Genomic DNA, 22,611 nt, shown 5'->3' with positions numbered 1-22,611 from the left:
GTTGACTACCCCTCACGTTGAGTATCTTCACTCTTGAATCACTGTCACCATGTCTTTCCGGCCAGTCTCCTGGCATATTCACCGCGCACATTGGCCAGAACACATCGTTTTGCGATGTCGGCCGCCATCGCCCGAGGCGTAATCGACCCCACCGCGGACCCGGGCACGGCGGTCACACCGGATCGGCGCATCCCGAGTTCCGGTCCCGACCAGCAATCACGGCCAATTCGGAGGGTGATCTTCCATGTCTGCACCGAGCGCCATGAGCTACACCGACCCGCTCACCGACGTGGCCGGACACGAGCAGATCGCGTCCGTGATCGCCGCGGCCCGCGAGCAGTTCTCCTGGACCGAGTGCCCGCCGGGGCGTGAGAACCGGCGTCACCGATGAGTTCTCGCGTTCGCGGTGGTCTCCTGAAATGAAGAACCACCGCATGATGAGAGATCACCGCGAACGGAGAACGTCATGGGTACGACCGGAAAGGTGGACGCGGAATTCACCGCGGTGCTGCGCAAGAGCCCGGAAAAAGGCGGGTGGACATATGTGATCTGGCCGGAATCCGTCGCGTTCTTCGGCACCCGCGGACTGGTGAAGATCCGCGGCACGATCGACGGCCGCCCTTTCCGCAGCTCGTTCATGGCTCTGGGCGACGGCACCCACAAGCTGCCCGTCAGGGCCGACGTCCGCAAGGCGATCGGCAAGGAGGAGGGCGACACCGTGACCGTGCACCTGGAGGAGCGGCTGGGCGCGTAGCCGCTGCGAGGGGCCCGGACGCGGCCGCCCGCCTCATCGAGGTGAGCGGCCGCCTCACGGGCCAGACCCGCCGGACCCTACGACTTGACGATCGCGTCGATCCGCGCCAGCTCCTCCGCGTCGAAGTCCAGGTTGCGGATCGCACCGACGCTGTCCTCGATCTGCTGCGGGCTGCTCGCGCCGACGAGGGCGGAGGTCACCCGGCCGCCGCGCAGCACCCAGGCGAGGGCCAGCTGCGCCAGGGTCTGGCCGCGGGACTTGGCGATCTCGTCGAGGGCACGCAGCCTGCCGACCAGTTCCCCGGTGACCGCGTCGGAGTTCAGGAACGGGCTGTCGCTCGCGGCCCGCGAGTCCTCCGGGATGCCGTCGAGGTAGCGGGTGGTCAGCAGCCCCTGCTCCAGCGGGGAGAAGACGATGGAGCCGACCTGGAGTTCGTCCAGCGCGTCCAGCAGGCCCTCGTCCTCGGGGCGGCGGTCGAGCATCGAGTAGCGCGGCTGGTGGATGAGGAGCGGGGTGCCCAGTTCGCCGAGGATGCGGGCGGCCTCCCGGGTCTGCTCGGCCGAATAGTTGGAGATGCCGACGTAGAGCGCCTTGCCCTGCTGGACCGCCGAGTGCAGGGCGCCCATCGTCTCCTCGAGGGGCGTCTGCGGGTCGGGGCGGTGCGAGTAGAAGATGTCCACGTAGTCCAGGCCCATCCGCTTCAGGCTCTGGTCCAGCGACGACAGCAGGTACTTGCGGGAGCCCCATTCGCCGTACGGTCCGGGCCACATCAGGTAGCCGGCCTTCGTGGAGATGATCAGCTCGTCCCGGTAGGGCGCGAAGTCCGCCGTCAGCGCCTCGCCCAGCGCCGACTCGGCGGCGCCGGGCGGCGGGCCGTAGTTGTTGGCCAGGTCGAAATGGGTGACGCCGAGGTCGAAGGCGCGGCGCAGGATGGCCCGCTGGGTCTCGACCGGGCGGTCCGGGCCGAAGTTGTGCCACAGTCCGAGCGACAGCGCGGGGAGCTTCAGGCCGCTGCGTCCGGTGCGCCGGTAGGGCATGTCCGCGTAGCGGTCGGGGTGTGCGGTGTACAACGCGACTCCAGGAGGATGTGGGCACAGGCGATCAGGTTCACGGGAACCGGTACCCACTCTCGCGCGACCTGCGCCGACCGGTCCAACAGAAGAATCCGATGGAATTCAGCGGCTAGGGTGCTCAATCATGGAACTCCGCCATCTCCAGCACTTCGTCGCGGTCGCCGAGGACCAGCACTTCACCCGGGCCGCCGAACGCCTGATGGTGTCCCAGTCGGGCCTGTCCGCCTCGATCCGGGCGCTGGAGCGGGAGTTGCAGACACCGCTGTTCGTACGGACCACCCGCCGGGTGACGCTGACGGAGGCGGGGCGGGCGCTCCTCGGCGAGGCGGAGCGGATCCTGGCGCAGGTCAGGGCCGCGCACGAGGCGGTGGCCGCGGTGCAGGGCGTGCTGCGCGGCACGCTCTCGGTGGGCACCGAGCAGTGCATCGCGGGGGTGCATGTCGCGGGGCTGCTCGCGGCGTTCCGGCGGCTCCATCCTGATGTCGAGATACGGCTGCGGCAGGCGGGCTCGGGCGCTCTGGCGGAGGAGGTCGCGGCCGGGCGGCTCGACCTGGCCTTCGCCTACCGGACCCAGGCCGACACGGACCAGCTGCGCTCGGCCCCGCTGGCCAGCGAACCGATCACCGTGCTCTGCCATCCCACGCACCGGCTCGCGACCGCCGGCGCGGCCGTCACCCCGGACGACCTGGAGGGCGAGGCCTTCGTCGACTTCCACCCGGACTGGGGCCCGCGCCGCGCCACCGACGCCGCGTTCGCCGCCGCGGGCGTACGCCGTACGGTCGCCCTGGAGGTCAACGACGTGCACAGCCTCCTCGACCTGGTGGACGAGGACCTGGGGATCGCCGTCGTGCCGCGGCACTTCCGCCACAAGCGCGAGGCCCTCACCGCCCTGCCGCTGAAGGGCACGGGCGAGGCCGTGTACGAGACGGTCGCGCTGCTGCCGCCCCCGCAGGCCACCAGCCCGGCCGCCCGGGCCCTCATGGCACTGCTGGAAACAGGAAGCGCGTGAGCGCGGGCTGAGCGATGGTGGACGTATGCATGCGAAGGACATCCTCATCGACGGTTTCAGCCGCATCCACGAAGAAGTCCATGCCACGGTCGAGGGCCTCGGCCCCGACGATCTGCACGCCCGCCCCGCCCCCGACGCCAACTCCATCGCCTGGCTGGTCTGGCATCTCACCCGGGTCCAGGACGACCACGTCGGGGACGCCTTCGAGCTCGACCAGGTGTGGCTGGCGCAGGACTGGCAGAAGACCTTCGGGCTCGACCTGCCGCGCCACGACACGGGATACGGCCACAGCCCGGCGAAGGTCGCCAAGGTGCGGGTCGACTCGGCGGACCTGCTGACCGGCTACTACGACGCGGTGCACGAGCAGACGCTGACGGCCCTGCGCGCGCTGACCGCGGCGGAGCTGGAGCGCGTCGTCGACGAGCGCTGGGATCCGCCGGTCACTCTCGGCGTACGGCTGGTCAGCGTCCTGTCCGACGATCTGCAGCACGTCGGACAGGCCGCCTACGTGCGCGGGCTGCTTCAGAGCGCGGCCGCGTAGCCCGGCAGGACGACGTCCTCGATGAGGGCCTTGCGCTCGTCGAACGGGAGGAACGCGCTCTTCACTGCGTTCACCGTGACCGTGCGCAGGTCCTCGACCGTCCAGCCCGCCTCCTCGACCAGCAGGGACATCTCCCGGGTCATCGTCGTGCCGGACACCAGACGGTTGTCGGTGTTGAGCGTGACGCGGAAGCCGAGGTCCTTCAGGGCCGTGATCGGGTGCTCGACGATCGAGGTGGCGGCGCCGGTCTGCAGGTTGGACGTCGGGCACATCTCCAGTGCGACACGGCGGTCGCGCACCCAGCCCGCGAGACGGCCGAGCTTGCCGTCCACGATGTCGTCGGTGATGCGCACGCCGTGACCGATGCGCTGGGCGCCGCACACCTGCAGGGCCTGGTGGATGCTGGGCAGGCCGTACGCCTCGCCGGCGTGGATGGTGAACGGCACGCTCTCGCGGCGCAGGTGCTCGAAGGCGGCCAGGTGGTCGGCGGCCGGGAAGCCGTCCTCGGCGCCGGCGATGTCGAAGCCGACGACACCGGCGTCACGGAAGGCGACCGCCAGGTCCGCGGTCTCCTTGGTGCGGTCGAACATCCGCATGCCGCACAGCAGGGTGCCCACCCGGACGGGCGTACCGGCCGCCGCGGCCTTCGCCATGCCCGCCGCGAGGCCCTCCTGCACGGTCTCGACGACCTCCGGCAGGGTCAGTCCGCCCGCGAGCATCAGCTCGGGGGCGTAGCGCACCTCGCCGTAGACGACGCCGTCGGCGGCCAGGTCGAGGACGTACTCCTCGGCCGTGCGCAGCAGGCCCTCACGGCTCTGCATGACGGCGAGGGTGTGCTCGAACGTGCCGATGTAGCGCACCAGGTCACCGGAGTTGGCGGCGTCGAAGTACCAGGCGGCCAGCTCGTCAGGGTCGGTGGTGGGCAGGGTGTGGCCGACCGCGTCCGCGAGTTCGACGACGGTGGCGGGGCGCAGGCCGCCGTCGAGGTGGTCGTGCAGGACGGCCTTGGGAAGCCGGCGGAGGGTGTCTGTGGCTGTGCGGGGCGCGGTCATGGGCGGGGTCTTTCTCGGCAAGGTGTGCGGTGGTTCGCGGGGGTGCGGTGGTTCGGCGGGAGCGAAGTGGCTTACCGCTCGGCGGCGGGCTGAAGGAGGTCCCAGCGGTTTCCGTAGAGGTCCTGGAAGACGGCGACGGAGCCGTAGGGCTCGTGGCGCGGCTCCTCCAGGAAGGTCACGCCCGTCGCGAGCATGCGGGCGTGGTCGCGGGCGAAGTCGTCGGTGTGCAGGAAGAACCCGACCCGCCCGCCTGTCTGGTCGCCGACCCGGCCGTGCTGGGCCTCGTTCCTGGCGCGGGCGAGCAGGAGATCCGTGGCCCCGCCCTCGGCGCCGGGCCGTACGACGACCCAGCGGGAGCCGTCCGGGCGCGGGGTGTCCTCGACGAGCCGGAAACCGAGCGCCTCGGTGTAGAAGCGGATCGCCTCGTCGTAGTCGTCGACGACGAGGGTGACCAGGGCGATGCGTCTCATCGAAACCTTTCGGGACGGGCGATTGACGGGAGAGGTTATACGTAAAACGTCAAGGACGCCAGTCGCCTCGGGGACCTAGGTCTCGCGACCCGGTGGGACCGGACCCCGGGCCCGAGGCGTGGCCCCGGGCCCACCCACTACCGTCCCGTCCATGAAGATCACCGAACCGCCCCGCGATCCCGGGCAGCGCAAGCACGACGTCCTGCGGCGCCTCGAGCGGGAGATCGACATCTGGGTGGCGTCGGCGGACGCCGAAGGCGTGCCGTGTCTGGTCCCGCTGTGGTTCGCCTGGGACGGCGAGGCCCTGTGGCTGTCGACCCGGCTGACCAATCCGACCGGTCGCAACCTGCGGGACAGCGGCCGGGCCAGGCTGGCGTTCGGTGACACGCGGGACGTCGTGCTCATCGACGGCGAGGTGGCGACGTACACCCTGGGGGAGGTCCCCGCGCCGGCGGCCGAGGTCTTCCTCGCGAAGACGGGATGGGATCCGCGCGAGGACAGCGCGTCGTACGCCTACTTCCGCGTGCGGCCGCGAGCGGTGCAGGCCTGGCACGAGGCGCATGAACTGCCGCGCCGGCACCTCATGCGGGACGGGATCTGGGGCGCCCAGTAGGCAAAGACTGCCTCAGGCTTCTTCCAGGGCCTCACCGAACTCACGGAGCATCCGGCCGTGATGGCTGTGGGCGAGCTGGTGTCCGACCGCCAGGACGAGCGCGATCGGCCATTCCAGGATCTCCAGGGCGGCCAGTACGCCGACACCGGCCAGAAAGGCGAGCTGTTCGGGAGGGGGCAGTTCGAGGTGCGTGCCGAATACGTCGAGAGTGACCGCGTTGCGGGCAACGGCGCGGTCGGCCGCCACGCCCGCGGTCTTCGTGACCGAGGCGTCGGGCAGGACGGATTGCGCTTCCTGTGAGCTGACAGTCGCTGCGGTCATGGTCGCCATCCGTTCCATCGTCGACGACCGGAACATCGGCCCGTCGGTGATGCGTTCTGGCATGGTTTGGGCTTTCTCTCGACCATATCGAGGACGTGAGAGCGGCGCAGCGCGAAGCGGAGGACCGCCTCATCGGGTCGGTACCGGTCCGCGCATCACGATGATGTCGCCGGGCGGTGGTGGGGGCGCGGGAGAGTGCCGGCCGTCTGCTCGATGCGCCGCGTCAAGATGCGCGCCCCCTGCACGTACCGGTGGGCAACGGCATGCCGCGCGGACGGCGGTGAGCCGTGAACCGACGGGGCGAGGACGCACGTCAGTCCCACGCCGACGAGGACGTGTCCGTCGTCACCGCTGACCTCCTGACCACCTTTCACCTCACCCACCGTCGGTGATCACCCGGCGGGAGGTCGGCGGCCACTCAGATGCACTCCCAGAGTTACCAGGGAGGGCCGCGGCCGACCGAAATGCGCAGGCCCCGGGACACTCTTACGGTTGAAGGGCAAGCCGCCGACACGTGAGGTACGCCCGTGTTCAGCGGGTGAAGCGTGGCGGCCCCCACCCAGCACAGCAAGGCGGTTCGGACATGCCCAAAACGTCAGACGCCCCCGTTCTCGAGACGCTCGCCGCCATGACGGTCGACTCCCTCGAGCGCTGCGGACTGGACGAGCGCACGCTCATCCTCACCCGTATCGCCGCGCTCGTGGCCATGGACGCACCGGCGATCTCCTACCTCGCCCACGTCGACCCCGCCATCAAGGCCAACCTGACGGCCGAGAGGGTGCAGGACGTACTCGTCGCGATCGCCCCCGTGGTGGGCACGGCACGCGTCATGGCGGCCGCCGGTCACATAGCCGAGGCGCTCGGCTTCGCCATCGCGCTGGCCGAGACCGAAGCCGAGGCGATCTCCGGAGCCGAGGCCCGCAGCCGAGGCAAGTCCTGAACAACGCACCGCAACTCGAAACCGGCGGCCGGTCGTCGAGGGTCAGGGGCGAGCCGGCCCGCCGCTTCAACCCGCCGTCCTTCGCAGTCCGTCCAGCCGCTGCATCTCCTCGTCCGTGAGGTGCAGCCCGCCCGCGGCCACGTTCTCGGCGAGGTGGTCGGGGTTGCCGGTGCCGGGGATGGCGAGGACGTGCGGGCCCTGGCGCAGGGTCCAGGCGAGGCGGACCTGGGCGGGGCTCGCGCCGTGTGTGCGGGCGATGGTGAGCAGTTCCGCGTCGTGGTTCGTGTCCGCCCCCTGCGCCCCGCCCTCGCCGGCGATGGCGAAGAACGGCACGAAGGCGATGCCCTGTTCGCCGCAGATCCGCAGGACGTCGTCGGTCACGGGGGCGTCGAAGTCGAGTCCGTAGCGGTTCTGCACGCTGACCACGGGTGCGATGGCCTGCGCCTCAGCCAGATGCCGGGGCTCCACGTCGGAAATGCCCAGGTGCCGGATCAGGCCGGCCTCGCGCAGTTCGGCGAGCGCCCCGAAGTGCTCGGCGATCGAATCCTGGCGCATCCGGCGCAGGTAGACGAGATCGAGGTGGTCGCGGCCCAGCTGGCGCAGGTTCTCCTCGACATGGCCGCGCAGGTCTTCGGGCCGGGCCGAAGTCGCCCACTCCCCCGAGTAGTTGCGGAACGGGCCGACCTTCGTGGCGATGAGCAGGTCCTCGGGGTACGGGGCCAGCGCGGTGTTGATGAGTTCGTTGGCGGAGCGCAGGGAGGAGAAGTAGAAGGCAGCCGTGTCGATGTGGTTCACGCCGAGTTCGACTGCCCTGCGCAGTACGGCGATCGAGCGGGCGCGGTCGCTCGGCGTGCCGTGGTGGAAGGCCGCGCTGCCCGTCAGCCGCATCGCGCCGAAGCCGATGCGGCTGACGGTTCGGTCACCGAGCTTCCAGGTGCCCGCGGCGTCCGCGGTGATGGTGTCCGAGGTCATCGGCGGAGTCTCGCACATGCCGTGGGCACCGGCACGCCATCGCTTCAACAGGCCACGGTCTGCTCGCACTTGCGCAGCGTCTCCCGGAGGGAAGGGGCAGCTCCAGATCGTCGTCGACGAAGGAGGTGGCCCATATACCGAGCCGTACTCGGTGACGCGTAGCGCGCGGTGACGCGTAGCGCGCCGTGCCGCTCGCGGCCTCACGCGCGGACGAGCTCGAGCCGTCGGCGTTCGAGGTAGGCGTGCTCCGCCGGGCTCTCGGTGAGCGCCATGGCCGTCTCGTACGCCCTTACGGCCTCCGTGTCACGGCCGAGGCGGCGGAGAAGATCGGCGCGGACGGCGTGGAAGACGTGGTAGGTGTCGAGGTCCAGCGTGTCCACGAGGTCGAGCGCGTGACGCGGGCCCTCCACCTCGGCCACGGCAACAGCCCGGTTCAGGGCCACGACGGGACTGGGGGCGATGGTCATGAGGTGGTCGTACAACTGCAGGATCTGTCCCCAGTCCGTGACCGCAGGCGCCGGCGCATCACTGTGCACGGCCTGGATCGCCGCCTGGATCTGGTACGGCCCGGGCCGGTTGCGGCGCAGGCAGCGGCGGACGAGCGCCTGACCCTCGGCCATCAGGTCGTGCTCCCAGCGTCGGCGATCCTGCTCCGGCAGCGGAACGAGTTCGCCTCGCTCGTTCCGGCGGGCGGGCCGTCTCGACTCGACGAGGAGCATCAGCGCGAGCAGGCCGGTGGCCTCGGGCTCGTCCGGCATGAGTTCCGTCAGGAGGCGACCGAGGCGTACGGCCTCCGCGCACAGGCCCGCCTCCCCCTCGTATCCCTGGTTGAAGATCAGGTAGATGACGGCCAGGACCCCCTCGAGCCGGTCCGGCAGGTCGGCGTCCCGGGGCACGCGGTACGGGATGCGGGCATGGCGGATCTTCGACTTCGCCCGCACGAGCCGTTGTGCCATGGTCGGCTCGGGCACCAGGAAGGCGCGGGCGATCTGAGCGGTGGTGAGCCCGCCGAGGAGACGCAGGGTCAGGGCGACCTGGGCCTGGGTGGCGAGCGCGGGGTGACAGCACGTGAAGATCAGCCGGAGCCGGTCGTCGTGCACGGGGCCCTCCTCCACCGGCGCGCCGGGCGCGTACAGCCGGGCGGCCTCGGCGTGCCGGGCGTCGCGGCCCGACTCCCGGCGCAGCCGGTCGATCGCCCGGTTGCGCGCGGTGGTGATGATCCAGCCGGCCGGGCTCGGTGGCACGCCGGTCTCCGGCCAGCGCCGTACGGCCGTGGCGAAGGCGTCCTGGACCGCCTCCTCGGCGAGGTCGATGTCGCCGAGGCGGCGGACCAGGACGGCGACGGCGCGGCCGTACTCCGCGCGGAAGACGGCCTCGATGTCGAGGGGCATCACGCCTCGCCCATGAACGGGCGCACCTCGATGGGAAGCGTGGTGGCCCAGGTCGCCCGGCGGCCCCAGTGCAGGGCCGCGTCCAGATCGGGTGCCTTGATCAGACAGATGCCGCCCAGATACTCCTTGCCCTCGGCGTACGGTCCGTCGGTGATCAGTACGTCGCCGTCCCGGGGTCGCAGCACGGTGGCCGTCTCCGGTCCGTGCAGACCCCCGGCGAAGACCCAGGCTCCGGCCTCGCGCAGCTCCTGGTGGAAGGTCTCGAGGTTGCGGTTGATCTCGGCGAGCGCGTCGGGAGAGGGCATCTGCCCTTCACTCGGAGTGACCACGCTGAGCAGGTAGTACTTCATGACGGCCTCCTTGGCGTCGTGGGGTTCCCTCACCTCCTACACGAACGGCCGGGCCCCGGATCGACACACCGCGCGACGACACCCTCCAAATGTCCCCCCGGGGTCGGGGTCTCCTTCCGCCACTCACGAACGCCGGGAGAAGGCCGTGTCCCCGGATACCCACCCTGCATGCTGCTTGCCGCGCCCCCGGACCACTGCATTGCACCGAGGTTGGCGGTGAAAGCCTTGAACGGGCCGTGAGACAGGCCGTGTTACGCGGGGTGTGCGGACGGAACGGCTGGAATACCCCGCGACAGTGACGACCGCTCGACGAGCCGTTGATCGGCGTGGCGCGGCTCGGTGCGGTCGTCTTCGTTGCGGCTGCCCCTCGGCACCGCCCTGACCTCTACACATAAAGGCGAAATAAGCGCAGAATATGCGTACGCGGCGCTTACCGCATACCGCACCAGACGCGGTCAGGCCTGCTAGTCAAAGGAGACAAGTCATGGCCAACGTCTCGCCCACCAGCAGAGGTGACATAACCACTCACCCTGATGTATCCGAAATGCGGGCACGGTACGACCGCATGCTCGGTGGTCGCGATGTGGCGCTCGTGGACGGACCGGTGTTCCTGCTCGGTCTGTACTGCGCCGTATCCCCGTGGATACTCCACTACACGACGAGCCAGCCCGCGCTCGTAACGCACAACCTGATCGTCGGCATCGCGATCGGCATGCTGGCCCTCGGGTTCACCAGGGCTCCCGAGCGCATGTACGGCCTCAGCTGGGCCTTCTGTGCGGTCGGCGTCTGGATGATCATCGCGCCCTGGGTCGTCGGTGACAGCCCCGACGCCGGTGTCGCCCTCAACAACATCATCGTCGGCGCCCTGGCTGTGATCCTGGGGCTGATGTGCGCCGGTACGGCGGCGAAGAGCGCCCCCCAGCCGTAACGATCCTCCGGCAAAGGAGAAGGTCCGGCCGGTCCGCGCCCCGCGGGCCGGCCTTCTCGCGCCCTTCAGCCGTTCGGCACCAGCCACGGCTCCTGCGGCAGCGGGCTGCCGGTCTCGAGGAGCGACTTGAGGTTGGAGAGCACTGCCGGCCAGCCCAAGGAGACCTCGGCGAGCGCGCCTTCGTCGGGGAGGTCTTCGTGGGTCACCGTGAGGCGGACGATGTCGCCGTGCGGCTGGATGTCGAAGGTGACGCGGGAGTACTTGTCCTCCTGCCCCTCGTCGTCGGGCGAGGCCCAGTTGGTGACCAGGCGGGTGGGGCGCTCGCTCAGCACGACCGTGCCGACCACGTCGGCGATGCCGGAGCCGTCCGTACGGACGTGTTCCCAGCGTGAGCCGGGCTGCCAGTCCGAGACGTTGCTGTGGCCCCAGTAGGCGGCGGTCAGGTCGGCGTCGGTGAGCGCGTCCCAGACCTTCTCGGGTGTGCTCGCGATGTAGATGACGTAGACATAGGTCGGCTTGTCGGTCATGGCTTCCTCGGCTCGTCTCTTCACGGCGCCGAGCGCGCGCAGGCGCGGACGCTCGAACTTGTCGATCCACCGCTCCTGGATCTCGTGGAGCGGGACCGGATTGAGGTAGTGCAGCTTCTCCCGCCCCCGTCGCACCGTGCCGACCAGGTTGGCGGCCTCCAGGACGGCGAGGTGCTGGGTGACCGACTGACGGGTCATGTCGATGCGCTCGCACAGCTCGCCCAGCGTCTGGCCGTTCTGCTCGTGCAGCCGGTCGAGGAGGAGCCTGCGCGTGTCGTCGGCCAGCGCCTTGAAGACCTTGTCCATCCCGGAGTCGCCCTCTGATCGCACACTCAACGTTATGCAGGTGATTACCTGCATGTCAACGCGTGCGGAGGTGCCGCTCATCGACGGGAACCGTATGGGCAACTGCATTCGGCGCCGGAGGGCGATCGGCATCGCGGGTCACGTGCCGGCCGCCCCGGGGTGGGCCTGCCCCGCGGGGGCAGGCCCACCCCGCAACGTGTCAGCTCACGTTGAGCGCCGTGTCGTCGATGACGAACGAGGTCTGCAGGGTGGAGCCCTCCGTACCGGTGAACTTGATCGTGACCGTCTGGCCCGCGTAGCTCGCCAGGCTGAAGTTGCGCTGCGTGAATCCGCTCGCGGCGCTGAGGTTCGAGTAGGTCGCGAGCGTGGACAGGACCGTTCCGCTGCTGTTGAGGACCTGTGCCTTGAGCGTGTCGTACGCCGTGGAGGTTGTCGTCTCGGCCGTGTCCACGTGGAGGTAGAAACTCAGCGTGGCCGCGGTGCAGCCGGACGGGATGGTCACGGACTGCGCGAGTGTGTCGGTGTGGGCGGAGCCGTAGCCGTTCAGCCAGGCCTTGTAGGAGCCCGTGCGGGCCGCTTCGCCGGAGTCGTTCGTGATGACGCCGCTCGTCGCGGTCCAGGAGCTGCCGCCGGACTCGAAGCCGGGGTTGGCAAGCAGCTGCGCGGCGGTGCAGGTGCCGCCGCCCCCGCCCCCGCCGTCACCGCTCACGCCGGACAGCCACTCGGTGGCGTTGAGGGCGAGGGCGGCGTTGGTGGCTCCGGAGTCGTTCCAGCCGTCGTACAGCGTGTTGCCGGACTGGCCGGTGCCGTCGTCGATGGGAGAGCTGTCGCCCCAGAAGGCGACCCGTCCGCTGCCGAACGTGCTGGTGGCGAAGAAGACTCCGGTGTTGCCGGAGTAACCGCTGCGGTAGAGCAGGCCCTTGACGCTGGAGTTGTCGGACGGCTTGAGCGTGGCGGTGGTACCGCTGGCGATGAGGCTCTTGGTGACGGTGCCGAAGGAGCCGTGCAGCACCGGGTCGGTGCTGTCGCTGATCGCCGCCGGGTAACCGGAGCCGATGCTGAGCGAGTCGATCGAGAAGCCGAACGGGTCGGTGGAGTCGATGCTGTTGTTCGTCATCAGGTCGTTGAGGATCTCGACCGCGTCCTCGCCGTCGTTGTTGCGGTCGGCGCCGGTGTGGTCGGAGACCATGAACAGGCCGCCGCCGTTCTTGACGAAGTTCATGATCGCCGTCTTCTCGGCGGTGGTGAAGAGGGTGTTCGGCTCCGGCAGAACCAGCGTGTCGAAGTTCGACAGGTCGGTCGTGGACGAGCCGCCGTAGCTGAGGCTGGAGCCCGAGGGCAGTGTCTTCAGGCTGTAGTCGCCGGTCTTCTGCAGGGCCACGCCCCAGGCCGACAGCGCGCCGGTCCAGTCGGTCTCGGCGGACGGGGAGGAGTCCTGGCCCAGCGGGTCCGGCTGGCTGGTGGAGATGATCCAGTCGGCGTTGCCGGCCGTCTCCGCGTGTGCGTTGTCGAACAGGATGCGGTGCGGAGTGGCTGCGACCGCGGGCGTGGCGCTGGTGCTCACCTGGAGGGCGATCCCCGTGACGAGCAGTCCGAGACCGGCCAGGGCCGTGGTGAGTCTGTGACGGGATCTTCTTGATCCGAGCATCCGGCGAACCTCCTGAGGGGTGGGGAAAGAGGCGGTGCGGGGCGCTGAATCTGCGCGCGTAGACCCGATCGAGAGTTCTACACGCGTGGACCGATTGAAAGGTACATGGCATGACCGGGCCGTGAACATCAAACGCGGGCAATAACCGGAACGGAGTGCCCCGGCCCGCAGGGGGAACACGGACAGCAACGGGGTCTCGACAAAGAGGGGCAGAGATGGAGATCTCAGGCATCATCAGTGCCATTTTCATCGGCATCATCATCGGTGTGCTGGGACGGCTCGTCGTCCCGGGGCGCCAGCGGATCGGCATCCTGTGGACGATCCTCGTCGGCATCGTGGCCGCACTGATCGGGTCGGCGATTGCCGCCGGGCTCGACGTGGCCGACACCAACGGAGTGGACTGGGTCGAGTGGCTGATCCAGATCGCCCTGGCCGCGCTCGGGGTCGCTGCGCTGGACCGGAGCAAGGGACGGGGGCGGTTGCGTCATTGACGAGGCAGGGGTGTGCGGGCCCGGCGCTGTGCGGGACAAATTCCGTTGCGCACCCCACCGGGCTCCGCTTGGCTTCGCAGGTCGCACTGCACCGATCCGACCGTGACGGAGCCCTCTTGTCCCTGCGCATCACCCCGCTCGCCGACCCCGAGGCCGCAGCCTCGAGCCGCCGACTGGCCTGGCTGGCCTCCGGAACCGACGGGGCTCCGGTCGGGTCCGCCTTCCTGCGGTTGTTCACCGGGGAGGGCCAGAGGCACCTCGCCGAGCTCGAGATCGCGGTGCACGGCGCCGAGCGGCGACAGGGCGTCGGCACCCGGCTGCTGCAGACCGCCGAGGCCGCGGCCCGGGCGGAGAGCCGGCGCTCGGTCCTCGCCCAGGCCGAACTGGGCTCCCCCGCCGACCTGTTCCTGGCTGCGCGCGGCTTTCGCCGGGTGCTGACGCTGACGTACGCCAGGCTGTCGCTGGCCGACGCCGACTTCGCGGAGCTCGACAAACTCGTCCAACTGCCGCGTCCCGGCTATCGGTTGACAGAGTGGGACGGCGTCCCCCCGGCCGAACTGGCGCAGTCGTATGCCGATTCCCGGCGCGCCATGGACGACATGCCGATGGAGGACACGGACTTCGGCACGGTCGTGTGGGACCTGGAACGGGTCGCCGCGGCCGCTGAAGCGATCGCGCGTCGCGGGGACCTGCTGCACACCGCCGCCGTACTGGACGGCGCGGACGGCTCCGTCGTCGGCTTCTCCGAACTCGTCGTACCGGGCGACGGACTGGGCGACGGACAGCACTACGGCACGGCGGTGCTCCCCGAGCACCGGGGCCGCGGCCTCGCCCGCTGGATGAAGGCGGCCACGGTCGCGGGAGTGCGGAAGCGGCATCCCCGCCTCGCGGGGCTGCTCACCGACACCGCGGACAGCAACGCGCCGATGCTCGCGGTCAACGACGCGCTCGGGTACGTACCCACGCACAAGGCGGTGGAGTACCAGCTCGATCTGTGAGCCCGCGCCTCGCATGGTCGCCGGCCAGTCGCCCTACCGGGACAGGGTGGCCGCCACCGTGCCCGCGAGCAGACGCGCCGGCGGACGCGTTCGGCCCGGGCTGAGCCGGCACCGCGGTCCTACTGCACGTACACGTACGGCGTCGTGGTGGTCAGCGGCGCGAATCCGAGGCGTTCGAGGATGGGGCGGCTCTGGTCGGAGGCGTCGACCTGGAGGTAGCGGTAGCCACGTGCGACGGCGACGCGTGCGCGGTGGGCGACCAGCGCGCGGTAGATCCCGCGGCCGCGCCAGCCCTCGACGGTGCCGCCGCCCCACAGACCCGCGAACCTGGTGCCGGGCACGAGTTCCATGCGGGCCGAGCCGACCGGCTGGTCACCGGCGAGAGCGACGACGGCGACGACCGTGTCCGGGTCGGCGGCGAGCCGGGCGAGCAGCTGTTGCCGCAGCCGTGAACTGTCCGTGCCGAAGGCCTTCTCGTGTACGACGGCCACGAGGTCGACGCCCTGAGCGTCACTGACGGCGAGGACGCGGACGCCCTCCGGTGGCTCGGCGTCCAGGGGCAGACCGGCGACCTCGCCGATCATCAGCGTCTCTTCGGGCTCGGGCACGAATCCGGCCGACCTCAGCCGCCGACCGAGATCCGCCGGCCCGTCGTGGCCGTAGAGCTTCCACTCGAAGTCCCGGTCGAGTTCGGTGAAGCAGGCGACCTGCTCGGCGATCGCCGCGTCGGCGCCCGCCGTGTCCAGACCGGACCAGAGGACGCCGTTCCAGCCGTGCGCGGACGCGATCTGGCGGACGACGTTCCCCGTCCGCTCGATCCTGGAGTCGGGGCCGTCGGGCCGTGCGTCTTCGCGCATGTCCCGGTCGTAGAGGGCGAGTACCGCGGCATGATCCATGCGTTCATCGCAGCATCGGTCCATGACGGGGGCAACGGATTTACGGAGCGGCGCTGCGCCTCCGGCAAGGCGGCCGGGTGCGGGCGCGACATGCGGGCACCCGGCCCTCCGGGCGGGCCGCGGTTCGAAGTGCGGCGGTCCTGTGTCTCCTGGTGCCGCTCGGCGACGGTCGGGCCGCCCCGTCAGGCCCGCGCCCCCGGGCGGAAGCGCCGGTACAGGACGGCTCCGCTCAGCAGCAGCGCCGCGCTCCCGGCCACGGCGGGCAGCGTGTGGTCCGCTCCCGTGCTCGCCAGGGCCGCCACGCGGTGCTGGCGCGGGGCGGTCTCCCGGCCCAGGTGCCTCTCGCGAGGCACCGATCGCGTCGGCGTGGTCCTCGGGTGGTCACCCGGTGCGTTCACGGACTCGTTGCCGGTGGCCGCGTTGCCGATGCCGACCCCGCTCACCGTGTTGCCGCTGATGTCGACCGGGAGATCGACGGGAATCTGCACCCCGTTGCCGGAGATCACCCCGGAGGCCGTCCCGCTGCCGTGCGCGACCGCTCCGCCGCCCGGCGACGACGACGGCCCGTCGCCCTTGCCAGCGGCCTCGTTGACGCATGTGTTGCCCGCCGCCGGATTCAGGAGCCCGGCCACGTTCACGGTGTTCCCGCACACGTTCACCGGCACGTGCACCGGCACCTGGACGGTGTTGCCGGAGATCAGTCCGGGCGAGCCGGCGGCCGAGCCGTCCACCGCGGAGTCGGCGTGGGCCGGCATCGCCACGGCCATCGCGCCGGACGCGGCAGCGACGGCGATCATCCCGTTCCGGGTTACCCGTCTCATAGGTTCCCTGCCTTCCAGACATCGGTCGCGGGCCCTCACCCGCACCGGATAGAACGCGGGCGAACCATCGGAGTTATGGCTAATCGGCCTTTCACCCCATCGAGTGACAGGCTCATCGAACTGCCGGCAAAGGAGAACGAGGCGCCCCGTGGGAACCGCACACGTCCGGAGGCGCGGCTTCCGGGTGCCGCTTATCGTGTTCGAGGGCACCGAATCCCGCGGTCCGCCGCGGGGCGTCCCGGGAGGCACTGATGCTGGCCAAGCTGTCGAAGCGCCCCGCGCTCCGGCGCTGTGCGCTCGCCGGAGCCGCCGCGCTGACCCTGCTCGGCACGGCGCCACCGGCCGCGGGCGGCGGCGGGGACGAGTCCACCCTGTCCCGGTTCTACCGCCAGAAGATCACCTGGTCGGCGTGCGAGAGCGACGGTATGCCGAGGGACCTGCAGTGCGGCAAGATCACCGTACCGCTCGACTACGCCAGACCCGCCGCGGGCACACTCGAACTCGCTCTCGCCCGCTACCGGGCCACGGCCGGGAAACGTGGCTCGGTGGTGCTGAACTTCGGCGGCCCGGGCGGCGCGGGCGTGCCCGAACTCGCCTTCGGCGGCAAGGAGTTCATGGACCTCACGGACGAGTACGACGTGGTGACCTTCGACCCCCGGGGCGTCGGCCGCTCCTCCCCCGTCAGTTGTGGTGAAGGTGAGGACGAGGCCGCCGCGGTGACGGACGACCCCTCGGCCGATCTCAGTCATCCGCAGGACGCACTCGAGAAGTTGAAGAAGGCGGCCGACCTCTGCGCCGAGCACTCCGGGGCGGTGCTGCCGCACATCGGCACGGTGAACGCCTCGCGGGACCTGGACGTGATGCGCCAGGCACTCGGCGACAAGAAGCTCAACTACCTCGGTTTCTCCTACGGGTCCCGGCTCGGCGCGGTGTACGCGGCCCAGTTCCCGGACAAGGTGGGCCGGATGGTCTTCGACGGTGTGGACACGCTGACCGAACCGCTGACCGAGCAGGGCGTGGCCGGTGCCCGGGGGCAGCAGGTGGCGCTGGAGGCCTTCGTCGACTGGTGCGTGAAGGACGTCGCCTGCCCGTTCGGGCAGGATGCCCGCAAGGCCAGGGAGTCGGTCGTACGGCTCATCCGTTCGCTCGACGAGGATCCCGTGCCGACGGAATTCGGCAACCGGCTCTCCGGCCAGGACCTCGTCGGCGCCATCGGCTCGGCGCTCTACAGCAAGGAGTGGTGGCCCTCGCTGGAGCGGGCCCTCGCCCAGCTCGTCGAGGACGGCGACGCCAGTGGCATCCTGACGTTCACGAACAGCGGCGTCTTGCGCACGAGCCCCGGCCCGAGCCCGAGTCCGAGCCCGAACGGTGGCAGCCCGGACGAGAGCGACGGCGGTCTCGTCGACGGGGAGGACGTCCCCCTGGACAACCTCCCGGCGGCGCTGATGGCGATCAACTGCGCGGACGACCCGGACCGCCCGACCGCCGGGCGGATCACCGAGGATCTCCGGCGGCTGCGAGCCGAGTACGAGGAGGCGTCGCCGGTCTTCGGGCAGTACCGGCTCACCCAGGTGCTGATGTGCTACGGCCGCCCCAAGGGCACCGACTTCATACGCGACAAGGTGAAGGACGTCGACACGCCGAAGATGCTGCTCGTCGGAACGCGCGGCGACCCGGCGACGCCGTACCGCTGGACCGAGGAGACGGCCGAGCGCCTGGGCTCGTCGGCCGTCGTGCTCGACAACAAGGGCGAGGGCCACACCGGCTACGCGTCCTCCAAGTGCGTGCACCGCAAGATCGACGCCTTCCTGCTGTACGGCTCCCTGCCTCCCAGCGGCAGCTCCTGCGGGCCTGAGAACGACGAAGGATCCTGAGGAGCGGCCTCAGGCCGCGCTGGTCACGAACGCGTCGATCGCCGCCGTCAGTTCCGCGGGCTTCTCCACCGGCAGTTCGTGGCCGGCGTCGATGATGCGGACCGTGGCGTCCGGGTACGCCTTCGCCATGCGCAGCATCTGCTTCACCGGGAGCTGGATGTCGTGGTAGCCGTGAACCATCAGGGTGGGCACGCCGATCTCGCCGACCCGGTCCAGGACGTCGAAGGCCCGCATGGCGCCGTAGAGCGTCATGACGACCTCGCGCGGGGTGTCCGCGGAGGCCTTGACGTACTCCCTGATCTCCTCGCGCGGGTAGCCCGGGGCGAAGGCGCGCTGGATGTTGGCGGCGACGAACAGCTTGAAGGGAACGAGCGTGGAGACCCCCATCAGCAGGCCGCGGCCCCGGTTGTAGGTCATGCGGCCGATCGAGTTCACCAGCACCATCCGCTCCACCCGCTCGGGGTGGGTGAGGGCGATGGTCTGCGAGATCATCCCGCCCATCGAGTGGCCGACGAGGACGCACCGCTCGATCTTCAGATGGTCGAGGAGGGCCAGAACGTCCTTCGCCAGCTCCTCGATCGTCCGTACGCCCGCCCCGCTGCTCTCGCCGTGGCCGCGCAGGTCGAGCCGGATCACCCGCCGCTTCTCGGCGAAGTGCGCCACCTGGTGGTCCCAGCGGTGCCGGTTCGCCGTCCAGCCGTGGACGAACACCAAGGGCACGCCGCCGCCGTCGCGGGGGCCCTCGTCGTCGTACGTCAGTGCTGCGCCGTCGACTTCGAGCTGCGGCATGGGTGCCTCCTGGAGCGCGGTCCGGTTACTGCCCGGTACGGTAACCGGCCGCGCACCCCTGCGTCACCGTCGCTCGCCGAGGAAATCGAGGATGTGGCCGAACACGTCGAGGGCGGCGCCCCGGCCGAGGAAGGTGTCGAGGTGGCCGTAGCCGGGGATCTCGGTGTACGTCACGTCCAGCTGGGGCTGCCGGTGCGCGAGGACCTCGTGGCAGAGCTTCTGTGAGTCCAGCCAGAGCCCGTTCTCGCTGCCCGCGAGCAGCAGGACGGGTGTGTCGATGCGGCCGGCGGCGTCCAGCGCGTTGGGCGGCAGGGCGCGGTAGCGGTGGTCGGTGTCGTGCCAGCGCACCACGCTGCGGGCCAGCTCGATGCGGCGCAGGTGCGGCAGGATCCACAGCGGCGCCGGGCCGAGCAGCTCGGCGAGCCGGTCGTGAGTGGCCTCGGACAGGTTCTCGTGGACGAAGAGGGACGCGCCCGTGCCCCAGGCCGAGTTGTGCAGGATCTGGCAGGTCGGGTCGGGGCAGTCCGCCCTGCGGGAGGCGAGCGCGAACAGCGGCGTGTACTTCGACCACAGGCCCACCTTGCGGAAGTCGACCGGGATGTGGTCGATCCGGGTCTTCAGCAGCTCCCCGGCCACCGACATGCGCAGGGAGGTGCGGCCCGCGAGCTTCGGCGTCAGGAACACGCCCTGGGACACCACGCCCGCGAGGCCCGGCACCAGCCCCGCCGCCATGCTCAGCGACAGGGTGAGGGAGCCGATGCAGTGGGCGACCACGAACAGCGGCCGCTCGCCGATGCGCTCGCGGATGTGGGAGACGGCCGCGGGGATGTCGTACAGCGCCACGTCGTCGTAGGTGTAGCGCTGTGCGGTCTCGTTGTACGGCAGCCGGCAGCTGCCCCGCCAGTCGAGGAGCCAGGGCTCGTAGCCGTCGTCGAGGAGGGCGTCGACGAGGTTGCGGGTCTCGGGGAGCAGGAACATGTCGGCTGACGCGGTGTGCCCGTGCAGGAGCAGTACGGCGGGCCGGTCGGCGTCGCCCGCGTCGATGCGGGTCAGTCCGAGGCGGACGCCGTCGGCCGCGTGGAAGGGGATCTCCTCGACGCGGGCCGGGTCGAGGCGGTGGTGGAGGGGGCGCAGGGCGGGGGTGGTCCTGACTCTGCGGAGCGCCGGCCCGGTGGTCCGGGAGGAGGTCGTCCTGAAGATCATCGGTGGTGCTCCGTGAGGGTCGGGGTGCGGCGCAGGTCGAGCAGGTCCGCGGCGGCCCGGGCGAACGGGCCGAGCAGGCCGCGGCCCATCTCCAGGCCGAACCAGGCGAGCCAGGTCAGCTTGGCGGCGCGCTTCTCCTGGCTGGTCAGGTGGGCGGCGACCTTGATGCCGTCGATCTGGTCGCGGACGTAGGAGCCGGCCGGGACGACGACCTCGCCGGCCAGGCTCGCGGGTTCTCCCTCGCGGCCGATCTCGACGGTCAGGGCGCGGGTCTGCCGCCACAGGTCGCGGCGGGCGCGGGCGTACTTGTGGCCCTCCAGCCACCAGCCCGCGCCGTCGGCGTCGCGCAACCGCAGCCGGTAGCGCAGGAGTTGGTGCCTGAGGCCGTGCTGCTGCGGGATGCCCTCGTCGGGACGGACCCAGACGTCGCCGTGCTCGACGGTCAGTGGCCGGGGGTGGATCGCCGGGCAGGTCACCTCGCCGGTGACGTCCATCCGCCGCTCCTTCACCAGCTGGTACATGCTCGCGATGGACAGGGTCAGCGCCATCGAGCAGGGCACGCCGGCGGTGGCGTTGCCGATGGGGTGCACGCTGCCCTCGGTCGTCTCGGCGAACCACAGGTAGGGCTGGTCGTCCTTGTGCGGCAGCCTGGCGAGGCCGTCGTCGGCGAGCTTCTCGAACGTCCTCAGCTGCGCCCGGGCGTCGTAGCGGGCGGCGGGCGGCAGTCCGAGTGCCTCGGCGAGCGCGTCGGTGCGCTCCCCGAGGGCGGCCGGTCCCTTGAGTGTCGCCTCGCACAGCTTCAGGGCGGTGGGGCTCTGCAACACCCGGCTGAGGAAGGCCAGTTCGGGGATCGGTTCGGCCTCGAGGCGGGCCAGGGCGCCGGTGCGCCACTCCTCCCAGTCCTGTACGCGGACGTGCATGCCGCCGAACGCCATGTCCCGTACGACGTCGTCGAGGGTGTTGGGCACGCCGGTGAGGTTGTAGTCGTACCCCCAGGCGTCGGGCTCGCAGACGACCGCGCTGGCCACCCTGCTCACCCAGTCCACCGGCGCCGCGTTGAGGTAGCGGAAGGCGGGGACGGTGCGGAAGCGGCCGAAGGCCGAGATGAGACCGCTGCTGAGGTCCTGGGGGTTGTAGGCGCCGGTCCTGCTGTGGCCGCTGATGCCGCCGGGGCGCAGGGCGGTGACGACGAGGCCGTGGTCGCGTGCGCGGCGCAGGGCGACCTCGGCGGCCCACTTGGTCTGGTCGTAACCCGCGATGAGGCGGTCGGCGTGGGCGAGCGGGTCGTCCTCGCCCATGGACGTGATGCCGACCTCGTTGAAGACGGCGATCGAGGAGATGTGGTGCAGCGGCTTGGGTCGGCCGGTCGCGGCGAGCTCGGCCAGGGTGAGCGCGCCCAGGACGTTGCTCGACCGCAGTGACCGGTAGCCGCGCAGGAAGTCCACGGCGGCGGCGACGCCGACGATGCTGTCCAGTTCGTGGGCGAGGGTGTGCCACAGCTCGTCGGAGAGGCCGAGGCGCGGCTGCCGTATGTCGCCGGGCAGCACGGTCACCCGGCGGCGGACCTCCGAGGACCAGGGCAGCCGGTAGCTGCGCAGCTGCTCACCGAGGCGGGCCGCGGCCGCCTCCTCGTCGGCCGCGCGGACCAGGCAGTGGACGTGCGCGTCGCTGTGCCGCAGCAGGTCGAGGAGCATGTGGCTGCCGAGGAAGCCGGTGGCGCCGGTCAGCAGGATCCGGCGCGGCGGCAGCGGCTCGGGCGAGCGGGTGAAGGGCAGGCGGTCGGCCAGCGCGAGGTCGGCGAGGATCTGGTCGAGGTCCTCGCGGCGGGCGGTGGAGTACGGGTCGATCGTGCCGTCGGGGAGAGGGACGGTGGTCACCGCGGGTGGGGTGCGCGGGGACGGAACGGGGAGGATGCCGGACGTCCGTGAGATCGCCGGAGCCGACGGGGTCCGAGCGGCGGCCTCTGCCCCGTTGGCCGACAGCCACTTCCGGGCCAGGCTGACGGGGCGCGCGTCCGCGAACACGTCGTCCAGGTCGAGCATTACGCCTAGCTCGCTCTCCAGCTCGGCCGCGAGTTCCACGGCGTGCACGGAGGAGCCTCCGGCGTCGAAGAAGTCGGCGTCGGGCGAGAGCCGGCCGGCGGGCAGAAAGCGGCCCGCCGTCTCCGCGATGGCGGCGGCCAGGCTCTCCGGGCTCCAGGCCGCCGGGGCGGTGGCCGTGGACTCCACCCCGACCCCCGCCGCCGAGGCGGTACGCGTGGACTCCACCCCGACCCCCGCCGCCGAGGCGGTACGCGTGGACTCCACCCCGACCCCCGCCGCCGAGGCGGTACGCGTGGACTCCACCCCGACCCCCGCCGCCGAGGCGGTACGCGTGGACTCCACCCCGACCCCCGCCGCCGAGGCGGTACGCGTGGACTCCACCCCGACCCCCGCCGCCGAGGCGGTACGCGTGGACTCCACCCCGACCCCTGCCGCCGGGGCGGTGGCCGTGGGCTCCTCAGCGGTCCCGGCCGTCATGACCTTGGCCAGCAGGTCCGTCACGCTGAGGCCACCGCCGCCCCGCTCGATCGACTCGGCGGTCGCCCGCTGTCCGCTGTCCTCGTTCATGTCACGCATGAGAGCCCTTCACCCTGTCAACTGTC

General features: G+C 70.9%; 23 protein-coding genes and 1 pseudogene. 10 read left to right on the top strand and 14 right to left on the bottom strand.

All coding sequences use genetic code 11. From position 1 onward, the window contains the following. Positions 1-268 precede the first annotated feature (268 nt). Both ABZO29_RS41690 and ABZO29_RS41685 read left to right on the top strand, forming a co-directional pair. Positions 269-343, top strand: a pseudogene (locus ABZO29_RS41690) (nuclear transport factor 2 family protein); the annotation flags it as partial. 123 nt (positions 344-466) lie between these two features. Continuing rightward, positions 467-754 carry a DUF1905 domain-containing protein gene (locus ABZO29_RS41685; RefSeq protein WP_367325402.1) on the top strand — a complete coding sequence of 96 codons (288 nt, stop codon included), beginning with the start codon at positions 467-469 and terminating at the stop codon, positions 752-754. A 77-nt stretch (positions 755-831) separates the two neighbouring features. Here ABZO29_RS41685 and mgrA read toward each other — a convergent pair whose 3' ends face one another. Continuing rightward, positions 832-1,824 (bottom strand): L-glyceraldehyde 3-phosphate reductase, encoded by a 993-nt coding sequence (gene mgrA / locus ABZO29_RS41680; RefSeq protein WP_367325401.1) that lies wholly within the window; start codon positions 1,822-1,824, stop codon positions 832-834. 127 nt (positions 1,825-1,951) lie between these two features. On the opposite strand from mgrA, the gene ABZO29_RS41675 reads away from it, so the two are divergent. Both ABZO29_RS41675 and ABZO29_RS41670 read left to right on the top strand, forming a co-directional pair. Next, positions 1,952-2,836 (top strand): LysR family transcriptional regulator, encoded by an 885-nt coding sequence (locus ABZO29_RS41675; RefSeq protein ID WP_367325400.1) that lies wholly within the window; start codon positions 1,952-1,954, stop codon positions 2,834-2,836. A gap of 25 nt (positions 2,837-2,861) precedes the next feature. Beyond that, positions 2,862-3,377: a DUF664 domain-containing protein gene (locus ABZO29_RS41670; RefSeq protein WP_367325399.1), complete on the top strand. Its 516-nt coding sequence runs from the start codon at positions 2,862-2,864 to the stop codon at positions 3,375-3,377. Here the strand turns inward: ABZO29_RS41670 and ABZO29_RS41665 are convergent. Both ABZO29_RS41665 and ABZO29_RS41660 read right to left on the bottom strand, forming a co-directional pair. Further along, entirely contained in the window at positions 3,359-4,429 is a 1,071-nt protein-coding gene (locus ABZO29_RS41665; RefSeq protein ID WP_367325398.1) for an adenosine deaminase, read from the bottom strand. The genes ABZO29_RS41670 and ABZO29_RS41665 overlap by 19 nt on opposite strands. A gap of 71 nt (positions 4,430-4,500) precedes the next feature. Further along, a complete protein-coding gene (locus ABZO29_RS41660; protein WP_367325397.1) occupies positions 4,501-4,899 on the bottom strand; it encodes a VOC family protein in 399 nt (132 codons plus the stop codon). 151 nt (positions 4,900-5,050) lie between these two features. Between ABZO29_RS41660 and ABZO29_RS41655 the strand changes: the two genes are divergently transcribed. Then, positions 5,051-5,512, top strand: coding sequence for a pyridoxamine 5'-phosphate oxidase family protein (locus ABZO29_RS41655; protein ID WP_367325396.1), 462 nt, complete (start codon positions 5,051-5,053; stop codon positions 5,510-5,512). Positions 5,513-5,524: 12 nt separating this feature from the next. Here ABZO29_RS41655 and ABZO29_RS41650 read toward each other — a convergent pair whose 3' ends face one another. Beyond that, a complete protein-coding gene (locus tag ABZO29_RS41650) occupies positions 5,525-5,896 on the bottom strand; it encodes a hypothetical protein (protein ID WP_367325395.1) in 372 nt (123 codons plus the stop codon). 520 nt (positions 5,897-6,416) lie between these two features. Here ABZO29_RS41650 and ABZO29_RS41645 point away from each other — a divergent pair. Next, the gene (locus tag ABZO29_RS41645; RefSeq protein WP_367325394.1) at positions 6,417-6,773 is read left to right on the top strand and encodes a carboxymuconolactone decarboxylase family protein; all 357 of its coding nucleotides are present in this window, start codon (positions 6,417-6,419) and stop codon (positions 6,771-6,773) included. A 66-nt stretch (positions 6,774-6,839) separates the two neighbouring features. Here ABZO29_RS41645 and ABZO29_RS41640 read toward each other — a convergent pair whose 3' ends face one another. From ABZO29_RS41640 to ABZO29_RS41630, 3 genes are all read right to left on the bottom strand, one after another. Beyond that, the gene (locus ABZO29_RS41640; RefSeq protein ID WP_367325393.1) at positions 6,840-7,745 is read right to left on the bottom strand and encodes an aldo/keto reductase; all 906 of its coding nucleotides are present in this window, start codon (positions 7,743-7,745) and stop codon (positions 6,840-6,842) included. 200 nt (positions 7,746-7,945) lie between these two features. After that, positions 7,946-9,136 (bottom strand): RNA polymerase sigma factor, encoded by a 1,191-nt coding sequence (locus ABZO29_RS41635; RefSeq protein ID WP_367325392.1) that lies wholly within the window; start codon positions 9,134-9,136, stop codon positions 7,946-7,948. Beyond that, positions 9,136-9,486, bottom strand: coding sequence for a YciI family protein (locus tag ABZO29_RS41630; RefSeq protein WP_367326384.1), 351 nt, complete (start codon positions 9,484-9,486; stop codon positions 9,136-9,138). Before ABZO29_RS41630 ends, ABZO29_RS41635 begins: the two co-directional genes overlap by 1 nt. A gap of 484 nt (positions 9,487-9,970) precedes the next feature. Between ABZO29_RS41630 and ABZO29_RS41625 the strand changes: the two genes are divergently transcribed. Next, on the top strand, positions 9,971-10,414 hold the full coding sequence (locus ABZO29_RS41625; protein ID WP_367325391.1) for an SPW repeat protein: 444 nt from the start codon (positions 9,971-9,973) through the stop codon (positions 10,412-10,414). A gap of 65 nt (positions 10,415-10,479) precedes the next feature. Here ABZO29_RS41625 and ABZO29_RS41620 read toward each other — a convergent pair whose 3' ends face one another. Together ABZO29_RS41620 and ABZO29_RS41615 are read right to left on the bottom strand one after the other, a co-directional pair. Continuing rightward, positions 10,480-11,247 carry an ArsR/SmtB family transcription factor gene (locus tag ABZO29_RS41620; protein WP_367326383.1) on the bottom strand — a complete coding sequence of 256 codons (768 nt, stop codon included), beginning with the start codon at positions 11,245-11,247 and terminating at the stop codon, positions 10,480-10,482. 199 nt (positions 11,248-11,446) lie between these two features. Next, entirely contained in the window at positions 11,447-12,895 is a 1,449-nt protein-coding gene (locus tag ABZO29_RS41615; RefSeq protein ID WP_367325390.1) for a hydrolase, read from the bottom strand. 215 nt (positions 12,896-13,110) lie between these two features. Between ABZO29_RS41615 and ABZO29_RS41610 the strand changes: the two genes are divergently transcribed. Further along, complete coding sequence (locus tag ABZO29_RS41610; RefSeq protein WP_367325389.1) at positions 13,111-13,386, top strand: GlsB/YeaQ/YmgE family stress response membrane protein; 276 nt, start codon at positions 13,111-13,113, stop codon at positions 13,384-13,386. Positions 13,387-13,502: 116 nt separating this feature from the next. Further along, positions 13,503-14,384, top strand: coding sequence for a GNAT family N-acetyltransferase (locus ABZO29_RS41605; RefSeq protein ID WP_367325388.1), 882 nt, complete (start codon positions 13,503-13,505; stop codon positions 14,382-14,384). A 119-nt stretch (positions 14,385-14,503) separates the two neighbouring features. On the opposite strand, the gene ABZO29_RS41600 is transcribed toward ABZO29_RS41605, so the two are convergent. After that, positions 14,504-15,280, bottom strand: coding sequence for a GNAT family N-acetyltransferase (locus ABZO29_RS41600; protein WP_367325387.1), 777 nt, complete (start codon positions 15,278-15,280; stop codon positions 14,504-14,506). A gap of 182 nt (positions 15,281-15,462) precedes the next feature. After that, positions 15,463-16,077, bottom strand: a complete 615-nt coding sequence (locus ABZO29_RS41595) for a chaplin (RefSeq protein WP_367325386.1) — start codon at positions 16,075-16,077, stop codon at positions 15,463-15,465. Between the two features lie 275 nt (positions 16,078-16,352). On the opposite strand from ABZO29_RS41595, the gene ABZO29_RS41590 reads away from it, so the two are divergent. Beyond that, entirely contained in the window at positions 16,353-17,975 is a 1,623-nt protein-coding gene (locus ABZO29_RS41590; RefSeq protein WP_367325385.1) for an alpha/beta hydrolase, read from the top strand. A 9-nt stretch (positions 17,976-17,984) separates the two neighbouring features. On the opposite strand, the gene ABZO29_RS41585 is transcribed toward ABZO29_RS41590, so the two are convergent. The 3 genes from ABZO29_RS41585 to ABZO29_RS41575 all read right to left on the bottom strand — a co-directional run bounded on the left by ABZO29_RS41585 (position 17,985) and on the right by ABZO29_RS41575 (position 22,585). Then, positions 17,985-18,764, bottom strand: coding sequence for an alpha/beta fold hydrolase (locus ABZO29_RS41585; RefSeq protein ID WP_367325384.1), 780 nt, complete (start codon positions 18,762-18,764; stop codon positions 17,985-17,987). A gap of 63 nt (positions 18,765-18,827) precedes the next feature. After that, positions 18,828-19,967: an alpha/beta hydrolase gene (locus tag ABZO29_RS41580; RefSeq protein ID WP_367325383.1), complete on the bottom strand. Its 1,140-nt coding sequence runs from the start codon at positions 19,965-19,967 to the stop codon at positions 18,828-18,830. Beyond that, positions 19,964-22,585 carry a thioester reductase domain-containing protein gene (locus ABZO29_RS41575; RefSeq protein WP_367325382.1) on the bottom strand — a complete coding sequence of 874 codons (2,622 nt, stop codon included), beginning with the start codon at positions 22,583-22,585 and terminating at the stop codon, positions 19,964-19,966. Before ABZO29_RS41575 ends, ABZO29_RS41580 begins: the two co-directional genes overlap by 4 nt. Positions 22,586-22,611: the final 26 nt, after the last annotated feature.

Source organism: Streptomyces sp. HUAS ZL42 (genome assembly GCF_040782645.1).
GTDB lineage: Bacteria > Actinomycetota > Actinomycetes > Streptomycetales > Streptomycetaceae > Streptomyces.
Note: the sequence above shows the minus strand (reverse complement) of the source record. Positions and strands in the feature narration are given on the sequence as shown.